This window comes from Nocardioides sp. T5 (assembly GCF_048161455.1).
Taxonomy (GTDB): Bacteria; Actinomycetota; Actinomycetes; order Propionibacteriales; family Nocardioidaceae; genus Nocardioides.
Window position 1 is genome coordinate 1,932,815 of the sequence record NZ_CP182415.1, and the last position, 20,485, is coordinate 1,953,299.

21 protein-coding genes and 1 pseudogene are annotated in these 20,485 nt (G+C 68.9%); 5 read left to right on the forward strand and 17 right to left on the reverse strand.

Annotation, left to right across the window (positions count from 1 at the left end):
* Positions 1-31 precede the first annotated feature (31 nt).
* The 3 genes from ACNKF0_RS09480 to ACNKF0_RS09490 form a co-directional block, all read right to left on the reverse strand.
* Complete coding sequence (locus ACNKF0_RS09480) at positions 32-781, reverse strand: hypothetical protein (protein ID WP_416957811.1); 750 nt, start codon at positions 779-781, stop codon at positions 32-34.
* A gap of 518 nt (positions 782-1,299) precedes the next feature.
* Positions 1,300-2,610 carry a hypothetical protein gene (locus tag ACNKF0_RS09485; protein WP_416957812.1) on the reverse strand — a complete coding sequence of 437 codons (1,311 nt, stop codon included), beginning with the start codon at positions 2,608-2,610 and terminating at the stop codon, positions 1,300-1,302.
* A gap of 254 nt (positions 2,611-2,864) precedes the next feature.
* A complete protein-coding gene (locus ACNKF0_RS09490) occupies positions 2,865-3,536 on the reverse strand; it encodes a hypothetical protein (RefSeq protein WP_416957814.1) in 672 nt (223 codons plus the stop codon).
* A gap of 81 nt (positions 3,537-3,617) precedes the next feature.
* Here ACNKF0_RS09490 and ACNKF0_RS09495 point away from each other — a divergent pair, with 81 nt between their 5' ends.
* A complete protein-coding gene (locus tag ACNKF0_RS09495; RefSeq protein WP_416957816.1) occupies positions 3,618-4,094 on the forward strand; it encodes a hypothetical protein in 477 nt (158 codons plus the stop codon).
* Here the strand turns inward: ACNKF0_RS09495 and ACNKF0_RS09500 are convergent.
* Positions 4,088-4,627: a hypothetical protein gene (locus ACNKF0_RS09500; protein WP_416957818.1), complete on the reverse strand. Its 540-nt coding sequence runs from the start codon at positions 4,625-4,627 to the stop codon at positions 4,088-4,090. The genes ACNKF0_RS09495 and ACNKF0_RS09500 overlap by 7 nt on opposite strands.
* A gap of 140 nt (positions 4,628-4,767) precedes the next feature.
* On the reverse strand, positions 4,768-5,265 hold the full coding sequence (locus ACNKF0_RS09505) for a hypothetical protein (protein ID WP_416957819.1): 498 nt from the start codon (positions 5,263-5,265) through the stop codon (positions 4,768-4,770).
* Between the two features lie 539 nt (positions 5,266-5,804).
* Here ACNKF0_RS09505 and ACNKF0_RS09510 point away from each other — a divergent pair.
* Positions 5,805-6,488, forward strand: coding sequence for a DUF1016 N-terminal domain-containing protein (locus tag ACNKF0_RS09510; protein WP_416957820.1), 684 nt, complete (start codon positions 5,805-5,807; stop codon positions 6,486-6,488).
* A 109-nt stretch (positions 6,489-6,597) separates the two neighbouring features.
* On the opposite strand, the gene ACNKF0_RS09515 is transcribed toward ACNKF0_RS09510, so the two are convergent.
* Complete coding sequence (locus ACNKF0_RS09515; RefSeq protein ID WP_416957822.1) at positions 6,598-6,939, reverse strand: hypothetical protein; 342 nt, start codon at positions 6,937-6,939, stop codon at positions 6,598-6,600.
* A gap of 90 nt (positions 6,940-7,029) precedes the next feature.
* Here ACNKF0_RS09515 and ACNKF0_RS09520 point away from each other — a divergent pair, with 90 nt between their 5' ends.
* Positions 7,030-7,629 (forward strand): hypothetical protein, encoded by a 600-nt coding sequence (locus ACNKF0_RS09520; RefSeq protein WP_416957824.1) that lies wholly within the window; start codon positions 7,030-7,032, stop codon positions 7,627-7,629.
* A 63-nt stretch (positions 7,630-7,692) separates the two neighbouring features.
* Here ACNKF0_RS09520 and ACNKF0_RS09525 read toward each other — a convergent pair whose 3' ends face one another.
* The 5 genes from ACNKF0_RS09525 to ACNKF0_RS09545 form a co-directional block, all read right to left on the reverse strand.
* Complete coding sequence (locus tag ACNKF0_RS09525) at positions 7,693-7,929, reverse strand: hypothetical protein (RefSeq protein ID WP_416957825.1); 237 nt, start codon at positions 7,927-7,929, stop codon at positions 7,693-7,695.
* A complete protein-coding gene (locus ACNKF0_RS09530) occupies positions 7,926-9,122 on the reverse strand; it encodes a DUF4041 domain-containing protein (protein ID WP_416957826.1) in 1,197 nt (398 codons plus the stop codon). Before ACNKF0_RS09530 ends, ACNKF0_RS09525 begins: the two co-directional genes overlap by 4 nt.
* Before the next feature lie 320 nt (positions 9,123-9,442).
* The gene (locus ACNKF0_RS09535; RefSeq protein ID WP_416957827.1) at positions 9,443-10,717 is read right to left on the reverse strand and encodes a hypothetical protein; all 1,275 of its coding nucleotides are present in this window, start codon (positions 10,715-10,717) and stop codon (positions 9,443-9,445) included.
* Between the two features lie 116 nt (positions 10,718-10,833).
* The gene (locus tag ACNKF0_RS09540) at positions 10,834-11,280 is read right to left on the reverse strand and encodes a hypothetical protein (RefSeq protein ID WP_416957828.1); all 447 of its coding nucleotides are present in this window, start codon (positions 11,278-11,280) and stop codon (positions 10,834-10,836) included.
* A gap of 12 nt (positions 11,281-11,292) precedes the next feature.
* Complete coding sequence (locus tag ACNKF0_RS09545) at positions 11,293-11,793, reverse strand: hypothetical protein (protein WP_416957829.1); 501 nt, start codon at positions 11,791-11,793, stop codon at positions 11,293-11,295.
* A gap of 669 nt (positions 11,794-12,462) precedes the next feature.
* Between ACNKF0_RS09545 and ACNKF0_RS09550 the strand changes: the two genes are divergently transcribed.
* Positions 12,463-13,155 carry a hypothetical protein gene (locus ACNKF0_RS09550; protein ID WP_416957831.1) on the forward strand — a complete coding sequence of 231 codons (693 nt, stop codon included), beginning with the start codon at positions 12,463-12,465 and terminating at the stop codon, positions 13,153-13,155.
* 298 nt (positions 13,156-13,453) lie between these two features.
* Here the strand turns inward: ACNKF0_RS09550 and ACNKF0_RS09555 are convergent, their stop codons facing one another.
* The 4 genes from ACNKF0_RS09555 to ACNKF0_RS09570 all read right to left on the reverse strand — a co-directional run bounded on the left by ACNKF0_RS09555 (position 13,454) and on the right by ACNKF0_RS09570 (position 17,116).
* Positions 13,454-13,879, reverse strand: a complete 426-nt coding sequence (locus tag ACNKF0_RS09555; RefSeq protein WP_416957833.1) for a hypothetical protein — start codon at positions 13,877-13,879, stop codon at positions 13,454-13,456.
* Between the two features lie 442 nt (positions 13,880-14,321).
* Complete coding sequence (locus ACNKF0_RS09560; protein WP_416957835.1) at positions 14,322-14,822, reverse strand: hypothetical protein; 501 nt, start codon at positions 14,820-14,822, stop codon at positions 14,322-14,324.
* 174 nt (positions 14,823-14,996) lie between these two features.
* Positions 14,997-15,425, reverse strand: coding sequence for a hypothetical protein (locus tag ACNKF0_RS09565; RefSeq protein WP_416957837.1), 429 nt, complete (start codon positions 15,423-15,425; stop codon positions 14,997-14,999).
* 227 nt (positions 15,426-15,652) lie between these two features.
* Positions 15,653-17,116, reverse strand: coding sequence for a hypothetical protein (locus ACNKF0_RS09570; protein WP_416957839.1), 1,464 nt, complete (start codon positions 17,114-17,116; stop codon positions 15,653-15,655).
* Positions 17,117-17,666: 550 nt separating this feature from the next.
* Here ACNKF0_RS09570 and ACNKF0_RS09575 point away from each other — a divergent pair.
* Positions 17,667-18,272, forward strand: a complete 606-nt coding sequence (locus tag ACNKF0_RS09575; RefSeq protein WP_416957651.1) for a TetR/AcrR family transcriptional regulator — start codon at positions 17,667-17,669, stop codon at positions 18,270-18,272.
* A gap of 1,069 nt (positions 18,273-19,341) precedes the next feature.
* Here the strand turns inward: ACNKF0_RS09575 and ACNKF0_RS09580 are convergent.
* Both ACNKF0_RS09580 and ACNKF0_RS09585 read right to left on the reverse strand, forming a co-directional pair.
* Entirely contained in the window at positions 19,342-19,815 is a 474-nt protein-coding gene (locus tag ACNKF0_RS09580) for a TetR family transcriptional regulator C-terminal domain-containing protein (RefSeq protein ID WP_416958468.1), read from the reverse strand.
* Positions 19,816-19,974 (reverse strand): annotated as a pseudogene (locus ACNKF0_RS09585) (TetR family transcriptional regulator); the annotation flags it as partial.
* Between the last annotated feature and the right edge of the window lie 511 nt (positions 19,975-20,485).

Consider the following 20,485-nt stretch of genomic DNA (forward strand, 5'->3'; position numbering starts at 1 on the left):
CGGCCGGCTTGCGTGCGCTGCCGGGAGCGGCTCAGCGGAAGTCGTCTACCGACTCCAACACGAAGTCCTTGTTGACTCCGCTGAGGTTCAGCATCGTCTGGTAGTGGTCGAACGCTTCCTCGGCTGTGAGTCGCTCTTCGCGGACCATCTCGATGAGGACGGTGCCGACGTTGCGGCAGGCGATGGAGTGGTTGTGTGCGAGCCGGCGGCCGCGGTCGTCGTTGGAGCACAGCACGATGACGCGCTGGCCGGTGCGTCGGAGTTCGCCGAGACGTACTGACGAGCTCTCGCCGCGGTCGCCGCCGGTGTTCTCGCGTTCGGGGTGCAGGGCGCAGAGCTCGGTGATGAGGTTCTGTACGTTCTCCAGTTCGTCGTTGCCGAGGTCGACGTGGGGGCCGAAGAGGACGGGGACCTCCTTGAGGCACTTCGCTGCGGCGGCCTTGAGCGCGATGACGTTGTCGCGCGCGGTCTTCTTCTCTGCCGGGTCGCCCTCCCGCAGGTGGATGTCCGGGAGCCTGGACTGGTTCTGCCACTCGATGACGACGTCGTGGACGTACTCGAGCTGGCCGGCGTAGTGCTGGGCGAGGAGGTCGAGCTGGTCGACATGTGCGAAGGAGAGGCCGACGCCGGAGTCGAGGATGTAGAGCGCGTCGGCGTCGCGGTGGTCCGTCAGGGTGGGCGGCGCGGGGTTCTTGCGCGCGAAGCCTCCGCCGGGCGGCCGGGGTGTCGGGATGACGAGGCGGGGCGGGATGGTCGAGGGGCTGTAGAGCGGCTTGGTCACGACTCCTCCTGTGCCTCGTGAGGTCGAACAGGTGGCAGCGTCGTTGCGCCGCTCGTCCTGGTCGTCTTCACGGGTCTCCTGGTGGTGTCGGTTGGTTGCGTTGTACGGCTGCTCGGAAGCGGGCGTGACGGTGTGGCGATGGTCGGGTGTGGGCGGGGTGGCGCCAGCAACCGGGGAGCCTACGTTCAGGCGGGGACGTCGTGGCGGGATGTCGCCCGTGTCGCGGAGCCGCTTGGGTCGTCGCACCTGCGGGGGCCGACCGGGTGGTCGGTCGTCGCGTCCACGGTCGCTGCGACGTCGTGGCGTCGGCGAGTGTGCGTGTCGATGGGGGTGTCGGCGGTCATCTCGGTCCTGGTGTGCTCGTAGGGGTTCTGGCGTGTACTCCTGGGGTGGCGTACGTCTACCGGAGGGAGAGTGACAACGTCGCGGGCTAGCGTGCCGACCCCTTGGCGGGTGGTGTCGGCTGGCGAGGCGCGCGGTCTTGGTGGTCCCGCAGGTGGAGGGTGGAACCCGGGCCGTCAGCTCTGGTCGAAGAACTGAGCGGCGGCTTCGCGGATGCGGTTGAGGCGCTTGGAGACGGCGGAGTGGTTGGCGTAGCCGAGGATGTCGGCGATCTCGGTGTTCGAGGTGTAGCCGGAGTTGAGCAGGATGACGATCTGTCGGTTGCGGGCGTCGAGCATGGCGAGGAAGTCGTTGGTGACGAGGTTGCCGATGACGTCGCTCTCGGGCCCTTGGACGGGGATGGTGTCGGGCACCTCGATGAACGAGACCTTGACCTTGCGGCGCTTGCCGTGGAGCTTGCGCTCGAAGTCTTCGCGGGCGTACGACCAGTGGGCGGAGAAGTCGTCTTCGGCACGGTGGGACCGGACGGTGTCGATGATGTCGCGGAGCCGGCCCGTGGCGTCGGCGTTGTCGACGGTCTCGCGTACGGCGTCGGCGGCGTCTTGTTCGCCGACCCACACGGGGCCGCCCTTGCGCGGGTGGCCGATGACTGCGCCGGTCAGGACGGACCCGTCCTGGAGTCGGACAGGCTCGTCGAGCAGGTCGGGGTCGATGCCCTTGCCGACGGTGTCGTAGCCGCGGAGCCGGTCTTGCATGGTGGCGGTGACGGCCGGGACCCAGAAGTCGAGGTTGTGGGCGAGGAGCTTGATGGGGTCGTCGGGGGTGAAGGCGCGCATCTTGGAGCCGGCGTCGAGGTGGCGCCACACGGTCCATGCCCAGGCGCGCGATAGGCGGGTGTCGAAGTCGTCGGGCAGGAAGTCGTCCACGCCGGCGTAGTCGGTCATGAAGGGCCACAGGCCGGTCTTCAGTGCGGGGAGGCCGAAGCGTTCGAGGGTGCGGGTGGGGAGGAGGTGGAGTAGGGGTGCGTGCTCGAAGTAGCGGGACCGGGTGCGGGGCACGAAGGTGACGTTGATGTCGCCGAGGTCGGCGATGTCGGCCATGTGCTGTGGGAGGTCGTCGAGGTCGAACATGCGCCGTCGGAACTGGCCGGCTTCCCACAGGGTGTTCCAGCTGGAGACGGCGACGAGCGTCTGGGTGTTCGCCGCGGTACCGAGTCCGGGGTCGAGGGTGAGGGTCGCGAACTCGGGTGCGGTGGTCTCGTCGGGTCGGATGACGGCGTCGTACATGAACGCGGCGGACAGGTTCTTCATCGTCGGGAACGTTTCGGGGTCGAGGGCGTCGTCGCCGGCGAGGACGGCGTTGCGACGCCACGCGAGCCGTTCGGCCGCGGTCGGTTCGCGGTCCTCGTGGGGCTGGTCGTGGGGGTCCATCGGGTCTCCGGTGGGGTGCGGGTTGGTCGGTGGGGTGGTGTCGTGGGTGGTGGTCATACCTACTGCACGACAGTGGGGTAGCGGATCCGTTCCGTCACCCGCGAATTCGACCGGGCGTTCTGCGCTGAAACGCCTCACCCCCAGACGTGCGACCGCGATGTGGAGCGGAGTGCGCTCTTGCTCGACCCGCAGAACGGGTCCGTAGGGGCTCAAGAGGTGGTGGTCGCTCGCTGACGAGATGCGCAGCTCAGTCGCTGGACGCAGCTTCCCGCACGTACATGCTGCCGCGAGCTACACGACGGGCAGGACTCCTAGCGCCGACGCCCGTTCCAGTTGACCCGGATGTGAGCGGTGCCCTCGGCGACGTCGAGCACCCGAGCCTCGAGGACGTCGGCTTCCTCGTCGGTCACCACGATGGCCTGCCCCGCCTCGAGGTGCACGCCCTTGGGAATGTTGAGCTTGCCGTAACCAGCTCCGGAGAAGCTCGCGAGGTCGGTCTTGATGACAGGGAGTGGCTCCCCGCCCGCGCCGAGCATGCCAGCGATGGCCATGCCTTGGCCGGTGACGGTTTCGACGAAGGCGCGGCTGGGTAGCCGGCCGCCGGTGACCAGCCCGTCGTGGATGAGGCGGCGGAGGGTGCCATCGAACTCCTCGGAGGTCAGGCCGAGGGTGCCGGGGATGTGCTCGGCGTCGTACGGGTCCTGACCGGCTGCCTGGATGAGGGCGAAGGCGTGGAGGACGGCTTGGTCACGCTCTGCGTCCCTGAACGGTGTCGGGACGGTGTCGTCTGCCGGTGCGTCCTCGTCGAGCAGGTAGGGCCATTCGGACACGTCTCCGAGGAAGTGCCTGACGGGCCAGGGCACGTGGTTGTAGAGCCATCGGCTGATGCGCTTGGCCTCAGCCAGTTCCGCGCGCAGCGCGTCGATGTCGACCGCGTGGTTGGGGGCGTCAGGGCTGCTCTCGCGGTTGTCGTTGCCGGCCATGTCCGGACGCTAGCCGGGGTCACCGACATCGACCTGAGGAGAACTGGTTGAGCGGTGCGGGGCATGGGTACCGTTCTTGTCATGTCAGATCGGGCTGGCGAGTGGGTCACCATCAAGGAGGCCGCGCTCCTGCTCGGGGTCCACTACTCGGCGGTGCCCAAGATGACGCGACGCGGCCTCCTGCACCCCCGCAAGGACCAGCGGCCCAGCCTGTCGCGCGCCGAGGTGCTCAAACTGCGGGATGCACGCGCAGAGCAAGCCCGACTGCAGGCGCTGCCGCTACCAGCGAAGGCGCCGCCACCGGCCCCAGAGCCGCCCGACAAGAAGCACGACTGGGTGCGCGCGGATGTCGTGGCGGCGCACCTGGGCGTGGGCGTGACGGCCGTGCACCAGCGCGCTCGCCGCGGCCGGTTGCCGTTCACGCTAGGGCCTGACGGGTCTACTCGGTTCTACAGGCTCGAGCTTGTGGACATGGCCATCCGCGCACAAGCTGCCTCGCGGACGATGACGCTTGAGCCACCTTCAGCAGACGTTGCCCACGGCCGCGAGGGTCAGTAGATCTGCGGAACGCCGGGAGCGGCGGCACTCCACCGGTTCTCGTCACGCTCGACGGTGAAACCGAGCTGCTCGACGAGGTGCCGCGGGCTGCCTTCGTGTGCGCCGCTGAGGTCGTGGATGAGGGCCGCGACGGCGAGCTCGTAGTCCGTGACGGTCTTGCCATAGTGCGGCATCGGGATGATGCCGCGGCCGCCATCGACGGACGTGAGCTCGACGCGGTCGATGAGGGCGCCGTGCCAGAAGAAGTCGGCCCAGAAGGGACGCACGGTCGGGTCGGGGAACTGCTTGGCCCAGTCGAAGTGGCGCTGGCGGTCGTCACCGTCGACCTCGAGGCCCCAGTTGACGGTGAGGCCGACCTCTTCGCGGAGGACGGCGTGACCGGTGTGCTCACCGATGATGTAGCTGACGGGGTCGGGGCCGGCGGTGCCGTACTGCCACCGGTAGCCGAAGGTCGGGCCGGCGATGTTCGGGGTGAACCAGGCGTCGGCGCTGCGGTTGGCGATGAGGTCGTTCTGGATGGAGTAGAGGTCCATGGCGGGGCATCTCTTTCGGTGTCGGCTGGCGGCGGGGTGAGCGGGCGGGGTGGTGAGGAGGTCTTCGGGTCACCACGATGCCGGGCACCACCGACACTGCTGCGGGAGTTCGCGGGGTTCGGGACGTCGAGAGGGCAGCGCTACCGCGGGCCCGGGGTGCCCGCGGGCCACGACTCCCCGTAGAGAAACTCCGGAGCGAAATCGAGATCGCCTGGCCAGGACAAGGTGCGGTCGGCGACGTGCAGTTCCGTGAACCGCTCGTAGTCGGTGAGCAGCACCTCGTGGGCGCGGGACGCCGCTAGGTACGGTTCGGCGTCCCAGTGCCGCACAGCGATGCCGCTCGGCCAGGCGAAGGTCAGCTCGACCATGTACGTGCCTTCGTCGCGGATGCGGGCACCGGTGACGTACACGCCGGCCGGGATGGGCTCCGGCAGTTGAGCGGCTTGCCGACGGAGCGCGGTCCTGGCGCGGTCGGCGGTGGCCGGGTTGGCGATGGCGTCGCCGGGTCGGAGGCCGGATAGGAGCCCCGTGGGGCTAGTGACCCATAGGCGTGCCCACCGTTCGGACGCGCCGGCCTTCATCAGCTCCCGCACCAAGTCTTCGGCGCTAGGCGGCTCGTCGTCGTCCGTCGCCGTCACCGTCCCTCCTCGAGGAGCCGGGCGGCCATGGGCGAGCCGCAGCCGAGCTCACGGCGCACCTGCCAGGCAGTTGCACCGGTCGCTCGACGTTCGGCCAGGTACGCCGCGAGATCAACGAACCCGAGCTCCCTTGCTAGTCCGTCCCATCGCTGGCGGGCCTCCGCGGCTTGAGCCGCTCGAGCCGGAGCGCCGAAGCGGCTTCGCCCCGTGACACAGCCCGGCGCCCTTGAGCGCGTCGAGAGCCGGCCGGCTGGGCGGCAACACCGATGGCATGAAGCTCACCGGTCTGCGCCATGCCCTGGCCCACGGCGAGACCTTCGCGCACGGCATCGTTGGTCTCCCAGCGCCGGCGGCCCTCCTCCCGTCGCACCTCGGCGAGGGCAGGCGCGATGACAACGGGCGCCCGGCATCGCCGGCGCCGTGCGGTGACGGCGGTTGCTTCCACAGCCCTGAGGCCGAAGCGGGCTGACCGCGCCCTGTGCGAGGCCGTGCCCGCGGCGCAGGGTGCGGTGTCGGTCCCATCCGACACGATGCCTGACATGAACGCCGGCGAACCCACGTCCCATGCAGGACAAGCGTCCGAGGGCGGGCAGCCCTACCCGGACGCCCTAGCCGGCCTCGCGGCAGAGGTCCGCGCCGCGCAACTGCGAGCGCGTGTAGCCGCGAATGCCGAGATGTTGCGCCTGTACTGGACCATCGGCCGCACGGTCCTCGCCCAGCAGGTTGGCGGGTACGACGGCGGGCACGGCGACGCGTCGATCGTCGAGACGGTCGCCGCTGACCTCCGTGCTGCGTTCCCGGGGATGCGGACACTGACGCAGAGCAACGTCGAGGCCATGCGCCGCTTCGCGGCCGCCTACCCGCCGCACGACGACGGCACTCCCGCTCCCTTGCCCGGCGGTGGCGCCCTGACTTGGGGGCACGTCCGCGTGCTGCTCGAAGAGCTCGACGACCGTCCGACCCGTGACTGGTACGCCGACCGAGCAGTCAAACACGGCTGGTCGCAGAACGTCCTTGCACACCACATCCGCAGCGGCCTTCACGCCCGGCCGCGGGTGATCGTCGACGATCTGGCCGACACCGCCCTGGTCATAAGTCGATCCGCAGCCGACATGGGGCATCGCACGGACCTTGACGACGTCATCACCATGTTCGGCTACACCCGCACCGATCTCGAGGCCGAACTCGCGGCAGAGCTCGGCGCGGATGAGACCGACGGCTAACGAGTTGTCCGGGGTACAGGTGACGCCACCCCTGTGCCACGCCGACGGCCTCGACCGCGCTGGTCCCGCTGCGGCGGCCGGCTAGGTCGCTGCCCTCTCGTCCAGCCGGTCAGCGTTGGTGGGGCCACCACTCCTGCTGGTCAGGGGTGCGGGGGTCGGCCAGCCAGCCCGGGAGCTCGTCGGGCTCGCCGGTGTACCGGTTGCCGGCGACGCTCACCCAGCCGTAGTCGAGCTCTCGGTGGTAGTCCCCCCACGCCCAGGCACGCGCCTCGGCGCGTTCCAGCTCGAGCCGCTGCACCTCCGCCAGGAGCAACAGGACGGCATCGGCGACCTCCTCGAGCACCTCGACGGGTGCTGCTTCTCCAGGGGCGAGGCCGAGCTGGGAGAGCCAGACCGCTCGGCGGCGCCACAGCTCACGCTGCGCGGTCGTGCTCGCGTGCTTCGAGGTCATGCGCTCGAGTCTGACGCTTGCCCCCGACAACGCGGCTTCAACGGTCCTCGGCACTCACACGCCAACAGACCTCGAAGGAGGCGCATCCTCATGCCTCGTCACACCCGCCCACGCCGTCGCGTCAACCGCGACAAGGCCCCCTGGGACCAGCTCCCCGTCATCGTGTTCCACCCCGACCCCAACCACCTCGAGACTCCCATGACCACCGAGGAGTTCAACGACATGGTCCAGTGGCTCGACGAGCACCGCGACGACCCGGTCGACCTCGACCGCAAGGCCGTCATCCGCAACGGCGCCGTCACCGTCGTCCGCGGCCCGTTCGACGTCGCCGACCTCCCCGAGCGGTGCCTGTCACGGATGGAGAACTCCCCGGGCGTCGAATTCGTCGTAGAGACCGACGGCCTCGGCCGTATCGACGTCACCCGCTGCGGCGCCCTCGTCGACGCCGAGGCCCTCAGCATCGGCGAGCAGAACGCCGGCTTCCTCCAGCCGTTCTCCGTCCCCAAGGTCGACAAGGACGGCACCCTCTCCGAGTACGCGCAAGCGCTACGTGACCACGCCGCCCGCGCGCTCGAGGTCGCCGACCACTACGACCAGCTCGTCGCTGACGGCTGGGACCTCGCACCCGAACCGCCGCACGACGCGTGGTGGCCGCCACTGCGCCGCACCACCGCCCAGGACGAGTCCTGACTCGCACCACCCACGACGTCCCGTCCGAGCACAGCTCGGACGGGGACGTCCACATGCCACCGCCTACGGGGCAGCCGCGCGGTGGATGTGCAGCCGGTACTTCCTGCCGAGCCGGACCTTCTCGACCGCGACCACTTCCCCGTCCCACAGCGTCCCCCCTTCGTCGCGCACCGTCAGCCGGTCGGACACCGCCAGTTCCTCGCCGGCGTCCAAGAACACGTCGTGCAGGTACGCGACGCCGGTCTGCCGCGCCATCGGCGACAGCTCCAGGTCGACGACAGGGAAAACGCCGCCGGTCATGCGTCGAACGTAGGCCAGAGACCGCGGGACTGAAAGTACTCAGGCGCCTCTGGCTCCTCGTTGAACTCCAGCAGGCCACCGACCTTCTCCAGCAAAAGCTCCCGCACTTCGGCCGGTGTGGCGAAGAAGAACTCGCGCCGTGCGTTGACGTGGTTCACACGACGGTCCGCGAACGCCTTGTGCAGCTCGTTCTCCAGCGTGATGGCGTCCTCGGAGAAGAACAGCGCGTGCGTGTCGTAGAGGAACGGCACCGACGCGTCCCCAAGCTCCCTGACACGGTCGCGGGGCTCCAAGCGGCGCGTCATGCCGATCTTCACCACGTTCGCCCCGAGCGCGCCGACGTTTGAGATGACGTAGATGTAGCCGGCGCGGATGTTCGCGGCCCGGTAGTCGTTGGCCTCGATGGCGGCGTCGATGTCGTGCAGCCGCCCCTCAAGCTCCGCCGCCGCTGCGTCGTCGCCCTTCGCGCGCAACGCCTCCAGGACGCCGACGTAGTGGGCGCGTTCCTTGTCCAAGCGTTCCCGCTCGGCGGCGAGTTCCTTCTCCACGCGCTGCTGCTCGCGCAGCTCGGCGCGCTCCTCGCGTGCCCGTTCCTTCTCCTCCTGGACCTTCATCTGGAAGTCCGCGGTGAGCTCGAGCTCCTCCACGCGCACCTGGTGGTAGTCCGGGTTCACGCGCATCTCCATGATGGCGCCCAGCCGCTCGATGGCCGCCATTGCCCGCTCGAGGCGTGCCTTTGCGGTGCGCACGTTGCCCGAGCGCAGTGACCGGACGCAGCTGTCTGCCTCCGCGTTGTAGGCGCGCAACATCAGCTTGGAGAAGTCCGCGGTCATCTTCCGGCCCTTGGCCAGCGAACCGTCGAACGTGAACATGTCCGACGCCAAGACCGCACGGCCGGTCTTCACGAACTCGTCGATGCGCGCGTTGATGGCCTCGAGGCGGGCCTTGTACGCGGCGGCGTCCTCGAGCGGGTGGTGGTACCGGTAGATGCCGACTTCCTGCAGCACCCGCTGGTCGCTCAGCTCCACCACGCCGCCGTCCCCGGCCCCGCTCGCACGAGCGACGGCGAGTGCGTGCTCGAGCTCGCGGATCCGGGCGAGAAGGGCGTCGTCACCGGTCGGCGCGGGCCCACGGCTGCCGGGCACAGCAGTGGCCACCGGCTGTGACGGCGACGGCGTCTCGGGAGCGTTCATAGGTGCGGTCGAAGCGGCCGCAGCAGAAGCTGGAGCGGAAGATGTCTCCCGCGCGGCAGGCGCGACCTGAGGGGCGGGGCCTTCACCGGGGGAGCTGCCGGCAGTGGCGGGCATCGGGTCGAACAGCGGATCCCATCCGGGTTCGGCCGAACCTGCATCCTCGCCACGACCGGCGTCGGGACTCTCGTCCGCCTCCTGCTCAGGGACCCAGAGCTGCCATCCGTCGGGCGGGTCGGGCCACGACGGGTCCGGGTTCCACCCCGCCGGTGGCACCCACCCCTCGGGGGGCTGGGGCCAGCCAGGCGGCGGGTTGAACCGCATCACTTGCCCTGCTGTCGTACGCCGCGGGCGGTGTCGGCCGGGACCAGGTCGAACGGATTCTTCGACAAGGCGGCGCCGAGGTGCTTGAGGGTCGCGACAGGGACGACGTCGGCGAGGTTGAACTGGCTGAACGTGTCGCGGCCAGCCGCGACCTGGACGAGGGGAACCGTCTCGGGCTGTCCGGTGGCGGGGGCGACGCGGTTGACACCGACGGTCAGGGCGATGGATTGGATCTTCGCGGCCCGGTCGGCCTCGAAGATCTCGTCCAGGGTTCGCAGGGCCGTCTCGTGCACGGCGGAGGAGTAGCGGTCCTTCTGCGCCTTCGCAGGGAGCTGCGTGGCAACGATCTCGTCCTTCGCCTTCACGTAGCGGTACTCCTTCACCGTCGGCAACGCCGAGGGTTCTGGCACGGACACCGACATGGTGAGCTCGCGGGTGGACAGGTCGAACGAGTGGTCGTACTCCACCGGGAACGCGTCCGGGTACACCGAGTTCGACAGCACGATGCCGACGTACTCCTCGATCGCGACAGGCACGTCGAAGGCGAGGTCGTTGATGAACTTCGTCAGCTCCTCGTTCCGCGCTTGAGCCTCAGCCTCACGCTGCTGGCACTCGACCTGGTACTGCTCTTGGGCCTTGGCGAGCTTCGCCAGGCGGTCTTCCTCGTCACGTGCGTGCTTCTCCAGGGCGCGGTCGTGCTCCGCGGTGCGCTCCGCGACGTACGCCTCGTAGTTCCGCACCGCCAGAGCGTGCGCGGCCTGCGCAGCCTCGACGGCCGCAGCGTGCTTCTTCTTCCCGCCGAACGCCCCAGCGAGTCCCTTCGGTGGTTCAGGCTCGGTGTAGACAGGCGCGTTACGCAGGTGCGGTGCCAGCGGCGGCTTGATGGGCGTCGCGAGGACTCCGGGCGCGAACTCCGGGTGCACGGCAGCCGACTTCAACGTCTCGAGGTCGATGTAGTCGTCAACCTCCAGCGTCGCCTCAAGCAGCCGGTCGATCTCGTCGTACGTGGAAGTGAGTTCGGTGTTCAGTTCCTCCACCTCGGCCTCACGCGCCTCGATGTGAAGCCGCTTGGCCTCCTTCTCAGCTGCCTTCCGGTTGGCCTCGTTGGAACGCTGCGCCGCGAGCTGGGCCCGCTCAGCTGCCTTCCTGGCACGGTCGGACTCACGCACCGCCGCGTTGTGGGCCCGCACTGCCGCCGCTTGCTGCTGACGCTGCCTCTTCTCCGCCTGCTGAGCCTGGTAGTTCAGCTCCGCGAAGAACCCTCGTCGTGCCATTCCCACACCTTCCCCCGTTGTTTGCCGGCAGCGACACCTTCGCGCTCCGACCTTCCAGACCATTCGTCAAGCCACCCAACCGGACCCGGCAGCGCCGGGCGCCACCCTGCGGAGGTTCAGTCACCGGCGAACTCCAACGACACCAGCTGCCACCAGCCGTTCTCCCGCGTCACCGTGCACGTGTACACGTTGCGGACCATCGCCCCGAACCCGTTCTGCGAGTCCACCTCACCCGCGATCTCCCACCGACCCTGATCGTCCAAGCTGTCGTAGGTGTCGCCGAACTCCGCCGACGCCGGCGCCTTCAGCCGCTCCTCCACCTGTTCACGGCACTCACGCGTCGCCCCGCCGGCACCGTTCGGGTCACGCACCAGGTACACCAGCGCCGGAACCCCAACCACCACCGCCAGCACCACGACCAGGCGCTTCCACACCGCCACCCCCAGCCACGCCGTTCGCGCACGCTCACGCCACCCGACATCCGCAGCCGACGGCCCAGCCGAGTCCCCAGCTGAGGAACCGTCTGAAGTCGGTTCGGGGGCAGCGTCGCCCTTCTCGCCCATGCTCGGCCCCCGTCAGCAGCCTCGTCCCGGCGGCGGCAGGTCGAGCTGCGCGCGGATGCCAGCCGACGGACCCTGCCGGTAGAACTTCAACGCGCGCTTGTAGTGGTTGATGTACCCCAACGCGCTGTCCGCCTTCGACATGTCGCGCACCGCGTCATGCACCTTCAGCCGCTTCGCCGCAGCCGTGTCAACCTGCTCCGCCACCGACGACGGCCACGCCTTCGGCGGATTCAACAACTCCCGCACCTCCCGGTAGATGGACGCCGCCCACGCCCCCGCTGCCCGCCGTAGCTCCGGCAGACGCCGACGAACCACCTGACCAGGGATGCGGTCACGCCCCCCGAACACGACCCGGCTGAACCGCTGCGTGGCCTCATTCGCCGGGCACACCACGCGCAGGTAGTACTGCCCCGCGCGCTGCTCCGACATCTCCTCTTCCGCTGCCGCAACGGCACCCGCCGGCGCCGCACCCACCGACACCAGACCAGCCAGCAGCGCGAGCAACAGCGCCACTACGGCAGACGATGACCTCTTCACCATGTGTTCCCCCATGAACCACGTGCGGCGGGCCCTCGCCTACCGATGTGTCAACACCGTAGAAGACCCCACCGACGTCCGTCACCCGAACGCGACATGCACGCCCCAACGCCTGCTCTCAGCCGAGCCACTGCCCCAGGCGTCAGGACAACCGCGCTCGCGAGCACGATGCGGTCGTCTTGCACCCTTCGACCGTAGGTCGATGCTCGGGGAGGCGCGTCCCCTGCATGGGGGACGTTCGCCGGCGCCGCGCCGCCATGGGTACCAACAGCCGGTTCTGACGGCGGATGGACTGCGGCCTCGACGTGGGATATCCAGGGCCAGCGACGGCGTGCGCCGCGCACCGGGCACAGACGTGAACCAGCAAGAACCACGAGCTCGTCGTACCGCGATGGGCGTCAGGTCAGGCCAAGATGCCGCGCACGCGGAGCAGGGCTCGGTCGACGCGGTGGGGCCGTGAGTCCTCCCCCGTCGTCGGGGATGCGGGCCCCGGTGAGCCACCATGAACTCGGCTCCGCCACCCGGACCCGACCGGCCTTCGAGCGATCCGGGTGCGCCCAAGGTTGCCGTTCAACACCACACGATCGCAGGACCCGCCTACGATCCCCGAGGCTGCGACTTCGGCACAAACAAGAACGGACACCCATGACCGACCTTCCCGATCTGCCTGAACACGTCCGCACTGCCGTGGCACCCCGCGAGCGCAAGGCGCCATTCGAAAGAGCTCGCGCCGACAGCAGCCCGTACCAGCCGTACGACTCGGTGCACTACAAGCTCCCGAAGCGGGACTGGGCCTTCATCGGCCTGCCCACTGCGTTCGCCCTCGCGGCGCTGTTCTCCGCAGCACCGGACCTGTGGACCGGTCTGCTCGTCGGGGCGCCGTTCCTGGTCGTGCTGTACCGCCTCCCGCAGGAGTGGTCCCGCCGCGCCTGCCGTGGCTGGACTTGCGACGAGGACCTGAACACCTACCGCTGGTTCGACCGGTCCGGGGAGTGGAAGTACGCCAGGTGGCAGGCCAAGCTGCTGCCGCGTGTGCTGCGCACGCTGGTCTCACTGGTGGGAGTGCTCATCCTGCTGGTCATCGCCAACTACGAGCCCGTGCAGTTCGAGTCCTACGGTGACTACGCTGGCATCTTCTGGGTGCTCGCCGTGGCCATCTACACCTACCGCCACCTGCCGACACCGTTCTACCGCGCCGAGTCCTACCGCTCCTGCGACGCGTGCGGGATGAACCGGCCCGCGGAATCGGTGCGCATCTGCCCCAAGTGTGGGCGCGTGGCCGACGTGTACCACTACGCGGCGCTACCGTCGCTTCGTCGTCGCTGGCGAGACCTCTAGACCCGGCGTCACTCCTCGTGAGGAGGCGATGCGGCCGCTTGCCAGCGACCCGGGTGGGCACTACGACGCCTCCGGTGACCAGTACACGCAGTCGTCGAGCGCCGGGGCGAATGGGCCGGCCCGGTTGCCGAGGGGGATTGTCCATCGCTCCAAGCAGGTGGCTGTCCGCGGTGGGTGCTGCTCAGCGCCCCAAGGAACACCAGCCTGTCACCGTTGACATGACCGACGGCGAAGGAAGCCGCATCGCCGAATGGAACGTCGGCTAACGCCGGCGCCGCAGGCCGGCCGGCGGCGCCGCTCACGCAACACGGCGACGCAGCGCTCTCATCAAGGGGGTTGCTTCGAGCCACGTCTCAGCGCTCATCTCTCCCCATGTCGGGCCACCGGCCGCGACAGCAATGACATCGCATCCGGGTTCCCCGAACAGCAGCTGGTCTCCCAGCGACTGGATGAACCAGCGGCGCTGAGTGTCAACGAAGTACTGCTCTCGGAGCTCGACCAGGAACGCGATGACGTTAGACACGTACTCCTCGCTCATCTCCGCCAGTAGGTGCGGTCTTCCAGTCCGGTCGATCCAAGCAAGGTCTTGGTCGAACACCCTGAGGTCGAGCCTGTCTGGGCCGAGGTGACCGAAGGCCGTGAACGGAAGCTCGCCTGGCCACAGCCGGGCGTCGCTCGGTACCGGGCTGGGAGGGAACCCGGAACGCGAAGGACTATCGGTCATAGGTTCATCGTGGACCGTGGCACCGACACCGGTGGCGAGGCAGGCGCCGCGCACCAACGCGCTTCCATGGCTCGCGGACGCGGCAAACGCAGCGGACGGGAGAGCCGGAGGAAGCGGCCGGCCTGGACGGTGGCTCGGTGGCAGGTGGTGTCGCGGATGATGACGGAGTGCAGTCCCGCCTTGTTTGCGGTCCTGGCTTCGAGGTTGACGAATCCGCGTGGGGTGACGACCACGAGCCGGTCGCGTTCGCGTTCCAGGTGAGCGTCCAGCCGCCGTCGGGGTCGGGCTCGAGTGCTTCGGTCTCGACCTCGACCTCGGGGGCCATGAACTCCTCCCGGGCGACATACCCGTGCTCTGGCGCGAGTGACCTTCTCGGCCGGGGCTGCCCCCTCTGCCGGGGATGATGCGATCGGGGGGCAGTGGACGAGGAGGGGCTGTCGCGTCACCTGGTGGGCCGCCCGGTGACGCTGCCGTCATCCGGGGCCCAGGACTCGGCGTAGAGGAACTCCGGAGCGAAGTCGAGGTCACCGGGCCACGACAGGGTGCGGTTGTCGATGCGCAGCTGGGTGAATCTCGAGCGATCGCTGAGCAGCGGCTCGTGCGCCCTGGACGAGTAGAGGTACGGTTCGGCGTCCCAGTGGCGGACCGCGGTGCCGCCGGGCCACGCGAAGGTGAGCTCAAGCATGAACGTCCCCTCGTCGCGGACGCGCGCGCTCGTGACCTCGACACCGTCCGGGACCCGGTCTCCGAGACGGGCGATCAGCCGCCGTACGGCGTTGCGGGCACGGGCCGCCGTCGTTGGGTCCGTGATTGCCTCGGCAGGGACCAGCCCCGAGAGGTACGAGGTGGGTGAGTCCAGCCAGACCCGCGTCTGGTTCGGCCCAAGACCCGCTTCTTCCAGCTGACGTCGCAGCTCCTCGCGCGTGCCGGGCTGGTCTTCCATCCACCTACGGTACGTCCACCGGGGCACGTCGGCTGATGACTCGGCTTCCGGCCGCAAGAGGTCCCGTCCGGGTACCTGCGGCGGCGCCGGCTGCGGGGTCCTGGTGCCGTGCGCTCGGGGCACCGGTTGCAGCCTGTTCTCGCGAGGCCCGCGCAGCCAGCGGCGGGGTCGGTGCTACCGCTTGCGACGCGGCTTGTAGAACGTTGTCGCCGGTGGGGTAGGCGCGCCGGCGTGGATGTTCTCGTCCCGCGGATCGGGCTGAGGTTCGAGAGCAGCGGGGTGGCTGGTGTGCACGCGTGCGGGGTGCGGGTCGGTCCGCTCGTGGGGCCGCGAGTGGGGGCGGCTCGCGTGCTTGCCCCGAGAACGCGCGGGCGGTGCGTCGGGCAGGCCGCGGAACCAGGCGAGGACCGCCTCGCGGCAGTAGGAGTTGCGCTCGAAGCCGTCCTTCGGGCGCGGGAAGCCCTCCATATACGTGTAGCGACGGGCGCGGTCGACCTTGACCCCCTTCGCCTTGGCGAGGTGCTGCACGTGCCAAATCGGGTCGGCGAGGTCGAGGTAGCGAAGGGTGTCGGGGGTGCCGGTGAGCTTGAGCTTGGTCGTCATGGAGGTACTGGTCCCGACCCGTGAAGAGGCCCGCAATGGTTCACACTGAGTGCTTGATGTGAGGTGGGTCACCGCTGGTGTCCGTCCGGCCGCTGGTCGGACCGGAGGCGGTCGGACGTAGGCGGTCGGGCGGGCATGCCAATCGCCCCGGCGTCCGTGGATGCCGGGGTGACGGGCTGCGCACCGTCGGGGGTGCTGATTGCGCGGGTGGGGCTCGGGTGGGGCGGTCAGTCGAACTTGGCGAGGCCGCTGTTGGCGTTGTCGTCGCCGCTCTCGTAGTAGCGGTTGCGGACGGTGGCGATGTTCTCCCAGCCGCCGAGGGCCATGAGCTCGCCGTCCTGCAGCCCGCGGATGTCCACGCAGATGCGGGCGAACCGATGTCGCAAGCTGTGCCACGAGAAGATTGCGTGCCGTTCGGTCTGCACGGTCTCCACGTAGACCATCCGCCGCGCGTCCCACGGGTGGCTGGTGACCTGGTAGGTCTCGACGGGGAGTCCGGCGGCGATCATCGCGGGCAGGAGGTGGTCGCTGTTGAAGGAGGAGTGCCAGATCAGGCCGCCGCGGGCGGCGGGGAAGAGCAGCGCTTCGCGGTTGGTGCCGGTGAGCTGCTCGGCCTGTGCGGCCGCCACGCGGGCACGCAGCGCCTTGCGGAGCTTGTAGTCGGTGATGGACCGCCTGGGGACAGGGACGACCCGGGTCTTGCGGCCCTTGGGCAGGTCGCGCCGGTCCCCGGTGCCGTCCTTGCCGGCCTTGCGGGTGGAGGCGATCTGCCAGTTGATGTGGATGTGGGGGCTGGGGTAGCGGCGGCACCCGTCGAGATGCACGTCGGCGGCGGTGAGCTGGAACTGCTCGCCCCACCGGATGCCCGTGTTGGCGGCGAGCTCACAGGCCAGGACTCCCCACAGCGGAAAGTGCTCGCCGAGGGCGTTGGCGAGGGCCTCGATCTGCGCCTCGTTGGGACAGTCCTCGTCCTCGATGTAGGTCTCGGCCTGGCCGACCTTGCGGGCGCGCTGCGCGTGACGATCGCTGGTCATGAGGGTCCGGGTCGTCTTGTGGACGGGCTGGGGGGTGGCGCTCGAGCGGGGGAGGAGCTCGACCTGGGCGGCGGTGAAGTAGCCGTCCTGGTAGCCCCAGTGGAGCAGAGCGCGCAGGGCATTCGTGTTCTCGACGACCCCGTTGTGCGTGCCGGCCTGCGAGCGGATGGCGTCGCAGAGCCGGCGGTCGAGGTCCATCGCACGCACGTGCTCGAGACCGCGGAGCCCGCGCCGGAGCTTGTGCTGAAGGCCGTCGAGCTGGGCCTGCTTGTAGGGCCGCTTCTCCTTGTAGGGGCTCTTGCCCTCGGCGAGGAACGCCGCGACCACGTGGGTCAGGGGAGTGGTGGCCTTGGGGCCGGCTGCCTGGGTCAGGCGCGAGTTGATGTCATGAGCCTTGAGACGCGCATAGGCCTCATCACGGGAGCCTGAGGTGTCGCCGACGGTGCCGTCAGGCTCGTGCCACTTGAGACGGTAGTAGCCCTTCGCGTTGGGGCCGGTGACGGTGACGCCGCCGATGATGATCGGCCCCCTGGTCGAGTTCTGGGTCGTGTCGTTCGGACCGCCGGTGGTCGAGGAGGTCGGCGAGGTGGGGATATCGGAGTGGGCGGACAGGGACTGGGGGGCCGGGCTCTGGGGCCGGGGCTGAGAGGTACTCATGACCCGGAACGTCCGACCGCCGGATCGGCGGGCAATGCCCGCCACCCATCGGGTGGTCGCCCGCGACGCTGGACACACCTGCGGTTGTTCCGGCACCGCGTCGCCTCGCACCACGATGCCGCACACGACCGCCGGAGGCTCGCCCCTAGCGCAGGGCCGGGTGTAGCCGCGGCGGCCTTCGAGCAGCGGCAAGTCGCAACCGGCGGGTCAGCCGACCGGCCATCCGGGGGGAGGCGCGCGTCCACCCCCGGCCCGGTCACCGCGGGAACGGCGCAGCCCCCGGCCGCCGCCACCCCGGGGAAAACTCGGGGAAACGGTGAACGGGGGCTGGAGAACCCGCAGGTCAGAGGCCCGGCAGGGCCTCTTCTCAGATGTCGAGGATCAGCACGAACTGAGCGACAGCAAGCAACCCGAGCGCTGCCCATCGCCGCGGATGGGCCGTCGTCGCGGTGTCGGAAGCGTGGGTCGTACTCATGCATGAAGTCAATCTAACTCGTACAAACGTATTCGAGTTAGAACAGAACCCGGACGACTGCGTACACTTTCCCGGATGAGCCCGTCCTCGGCAGCAACCGGCCAAACGGCGAAGCGCGCGGATGCCCGCAAGAACATTGCGGCGATTCTGGACGCGGCCACGGCCTGCCTGGCGGTGAACCCGGAAGCGAGCATCAACGAGATCGCGGCCGCGGCCGGTGTCGGTCGCGTGACGCTCTACGCCCACTTCGCCAACCGCGCGACGTTGGTCGGCCAGGCCGTCGATCGCGAGATGGCAGCCTCCGACGCCGAGCTGGAGGCGGTGGACCTCGACGGCGACGCTCGCGAGGCCCTCGGTCGGCTGCTGGTGGCGAGCTGGCACGTGACTCACCGGGTTGGCGGGCTCGTGCTCGCCGCGCAAGCTGCCATGCCGGAACGCGACTTCCGCCAAGCGCACCACAAGCCGACGCGACGAGTGCTGCGAGTGCTGCGCCGCGCGCGCCGCGAGGGAAGCGTGCGCACCGACATGCCGCTGAGCTGGCAGGTCACGACCATCCAAGGGGTGATTCATGCCGCCTCCAGTGCCGTCCACCGCGGCGAGCTCGCCGCCGACAAGGCGCCGACGCTGATCCGTGCAACCGTCCTCGCCGCGCTGACTCCGCCCGGACAGATCGTGCCCTGATTGGCCTATGCGCCGAGAGGCGGCGGTGGGTTCAAACGGGTGAGATAACTCAGTCACTGGACCCCCTGCCCGGACGAGCGCCTGGCGGGGATGCCGGACGAACGGGTTGGTCAGACGCGAGACGCTGCGGATCGCTTTCGTCGCAGCGGTTCAGCACCTGCCGGCCCGCCAGCGAGCCGTACTGCTGATGGGGTCTGCAGCAGATCCGGTGACAGGTTGACCTGACCTACCTCTCGGGTCACGCGGCCGGTGCTGATGCACGGACGAGTGACAGACGGGTTTGTCTGGTTCTGCATGAGCAACGAGTCAGAGACGCTTTGGGCAGGACGAGGTCGATCTCGTTCCTCGTACTGATCAGACTCGTGCACCCCGCGCTGCCCCCAAAGCGAAAGTGGCGGCCGGCCCTGCGAGAGTTTCCGCAGGTCAGCCGCCACTTCCGGCGCCTCGGGAGTCTGAGTTCGATCAGATCTCCCATATCTAGAGCTAGATGTCGTAGTACTGACTGACTGACCCACTATGACCTGCGCAAACGTCGAAGATCTCCCACCGTTTGTACCACGCTTGTAACGACGGACGTGTTGGTCACAGCGAAATCGCGCCCGCGAAGTGCCTCGCAGCCCAAGAGGCGAGACATGAGCGCATCCGCTGTCTCGAGGTCCGGTGTCGGCGGGTCATCGGCGGGGGGGCAGCCCGGGTCGCCGTAGTCTCGGAAGGAGGGGTACATGTGTGGGATGCGTCACCGGACGGACCTTACGGGACTCACGGGAGAAGCGACGCCGTATGCGACCTGGACTTATGCCGTAGCAGGTTCCCTTCTGGGACCTGACCGCTGGCCCTGCGGATCGGATTCGATGTGCGCCGAGGTAGGAGCCGCCCTTCAATCTGGACGTGAATGAGGGGCCGAAGCGGAGGAGGGAGTCGTCGAGGGCGCCATCAGGGGGCGACGGTGACGTAGCGGGGATCGCTGGGTCAAGGTGGGAGCTAGATCGCCGCGTCCCCGGTGCTACCGAGAGCAGGGAGACTTCCCGATCGTGAACAGGCTGGTCAAGCTAGGGACGCCAGTGACCAGTCACCCCCGAGGTCTGATGGTCTCTCCGGCGGGGTGGGTGATGAGGTCGAGGAAGGCCCGGAGGTAGGCAACGACGTCGATCTCGTCAGGTTGCAGTAGCCACTGCAACTGGATCCCGTCCCACAACGCGGTGATGCAGCCGGCGGCGAGTCGGGGGTCCACGCCTTCTCTCAGGCGTCCAGCGGCTCGGAGCCTCTCGAACTCTTCTTGGAAGCCGCGCCTGACCGTGGTGAACCGCTCAGTGAAGTAGTCGCGTCCGGGGTGACCGTCGGTGATGGACTCTGCTGACAGCACCGTGTACAGCGCGATCAGTTCGGGGATGGTCTGGTTCCACCGGGCTTGGGAGAGCACGTCGGCGACTAGGTCGTTGGTGCCGCTGCGCTGTCCGGGGCTGTCGGCGTCGCGCCTTTCGAGGAGCGCCAGCAGCAGGTCTTCCTTGGTGTTGAAGTGGTGCATCAGGGTGGACAGGCTCATGTCCGCGACTCTGGCTACCTCTCGCATCGATCCGGCGCGGTAGCCGCGGGACGTGAAGACCTGGAGTGCAGCGTCGAGAATCTGCTGACGGCGCTCGGCCGTCTTGGCGTAGGGCCCTCGCCGTCGTGCCTCCGACACTTGCGATCCGTCCTTCCACATTCAAACTAGGTCACTTGCACGTTTTTCTGTTAGTGTACCGGTCGCGCGCAGTTTCGTGCGGTGAGGAACGGGTTGAAGTTCGCGCCCGCACCCAAGTTGGAGGTGTTGTGCTGATGCCAGCTCGACCGGACTGTCTCGAGGAAGGCTCGCCCGTCGGCCCCACGTTGCTGGACAACTACGTCTCAACAGTCGCGACGACGGTGAGCGCCGGACCTGCGGTCCGCCCGATCGCCAGGCACTCGATCCCGCGCCGCTCACGGACCGAGGCCCATCTACCCAGCACGGGTCCCCTGACTCGCACCCTGACCGCCGCGGCGACCTTCCACGTCGGGCAGGCATCGGGCACCCCATCGAGAAGGTCGGGCTCGACGCTCCGAGCCGGAGCCTCCTCGGACCCTCAGTGGTCTGTGGGACCGACGTGAGGTGCGAACGGGGGTACCGAGTGGTTGGCGGGTGGAGTCGGCCTTGCCGCGTCGGAGCCATTGGTGCCGCGTTCGGCTTGGCCTTGACG

Excerpts from the sequence above, each read along its gene's own strand:
- ACNKF0_RS09485 (WP_416957812.1), bottom strand. The coding sequence starts at position 2,610 with ATGACCACCACCCACGACACCACCCCACCGACCAACCCGCACCCCACC.
- ACNKF0_RS09490 (WP_416957814.1), bottom strand. The coding sequence starts at position 3,536 with ATGGCCGGCAACGACAACCGCGAGAGCAGCCCTGACGCCCCCAACCAC.
- ACNKF0_RS09495 (WP_416957816.1), top strand. The coding sequence starts at position 3,618 with ATGTCAGATCGGGCTGGCGAGTGGGTCACCATCAAGGAGGCCGCGCTC.
- ACNKF0_RS09500 (WP_416957818.1), bottom strand. The coding sequence starts at position 4,627 with ATGGACCTCTACTCCATCCAGAACGACCTCATCGCCAACCGCAGCGCC.
- ACNKF0_RS09510 (WP_416957820.1), top strand. The coding sequence starts at position 5,805 with ATGAACGCCGGCGAACCCACGTCCCATGCAGGACAAGCGTCCGAGGGC.
- ACNKF0_RS09515 (WP_416957822.1), bottom strand. The coding sequence starts at position 6,939 with ATGACCTCGAAGCACGCGAGCACGACCGCGCAGCGTGAGCTGTGGCGC.
- ACNKF0_RS09520 (WP_416957824.1), top strand. The coding sequence starts at position 7,030 with ATGCCTCGTCACACCCGCCCACGCCGTCGCGTCAACCGCGACAAGGCC.
- ACNKF0_RS09525 (WP_416957825.1), bottom strand. The coding sequence starts at position 7,929 with ATGACCGGCGGCGTTTTCCCTGTCGTCGACCTGGAGCTGTCGCCGATG.
- ACNKF0_RS09530 (WP_416957826.1), bottom strand. The coding sequence starts at position 9,122 with ATGAACGCTCCCGAGACGCCGTCGCCGTCACAGCCGGTGGCCACTGCT.
- ACNKF0_RS09535 (WP_416957827.1), bottom strand. The coding sequence starts at position 10,717 with ATGGCACGACGAGGGTTCTTCGCGGAGCTGAACTACCAGGCTCAGCAG.
- ACNKF0_RS09540 (WP_416957828.1), bottom strand. The coding sequence starts at position 11,280 with ATGGGCGAGAAGGGCGACGCTGCCCCCGAACCGACTTCAGACGGTTCC.
- ACNKF0_RS09550 (WP_416957831.1), top strand. The coding sequence starts at position 12,463 with ATGACCGACCTTCCCGATCTGCCTGAACACGTCCGCACTGCCGTGGCA.
- ACNKF0_RS09555 (WP_416957833.1), bottom strand. The coding sequence starts at position 13,879 with ATGACCGATAGTCCTTCGCGTTCCGGGTTCCCTCCCAGCCCGGTACCG.
- ACNKF0_RS09560 (WP_416957835.1), bottom strand. The coding sequence starts at position 14,822 with ATGGAAGACCAGCCCGGCACGCGCGAGGAGCTGCGACGTCAGCTGGAA.
- ACNKF0_RS09565 (WP_416957837.1), bottom strand. The coding sequence starts at position 15,425 with ATGACGACCAAGCTCAAGCTCACCGGCACCCCCGACACCCTTCGCTAC.
- ACNKF0_RS09570 (WP_416957839.1), bottom strand. The coding sequence starts at position 17,116 with ATGAGTACCTCTCAGCCCCGGCCCCAGAGCCCGGCCCCCCAGTCCCTG.
- ACNKF0_RS09575 (WP_416957651.1), top strand. The coding sequence starts at position 17,667 with ATGAGCCCGTCCTCGGCAGCAACCGGCCAAACGGCGAAGCGCGCGGAT.
- ACNKF0_RS09580 (WP_416958468.1), bottom strand. The coding sequence starts at position 19,815 with ATGAGCCTGTCCACCCTGATGCACCACTTCAACACCAAGGAAGACCTG.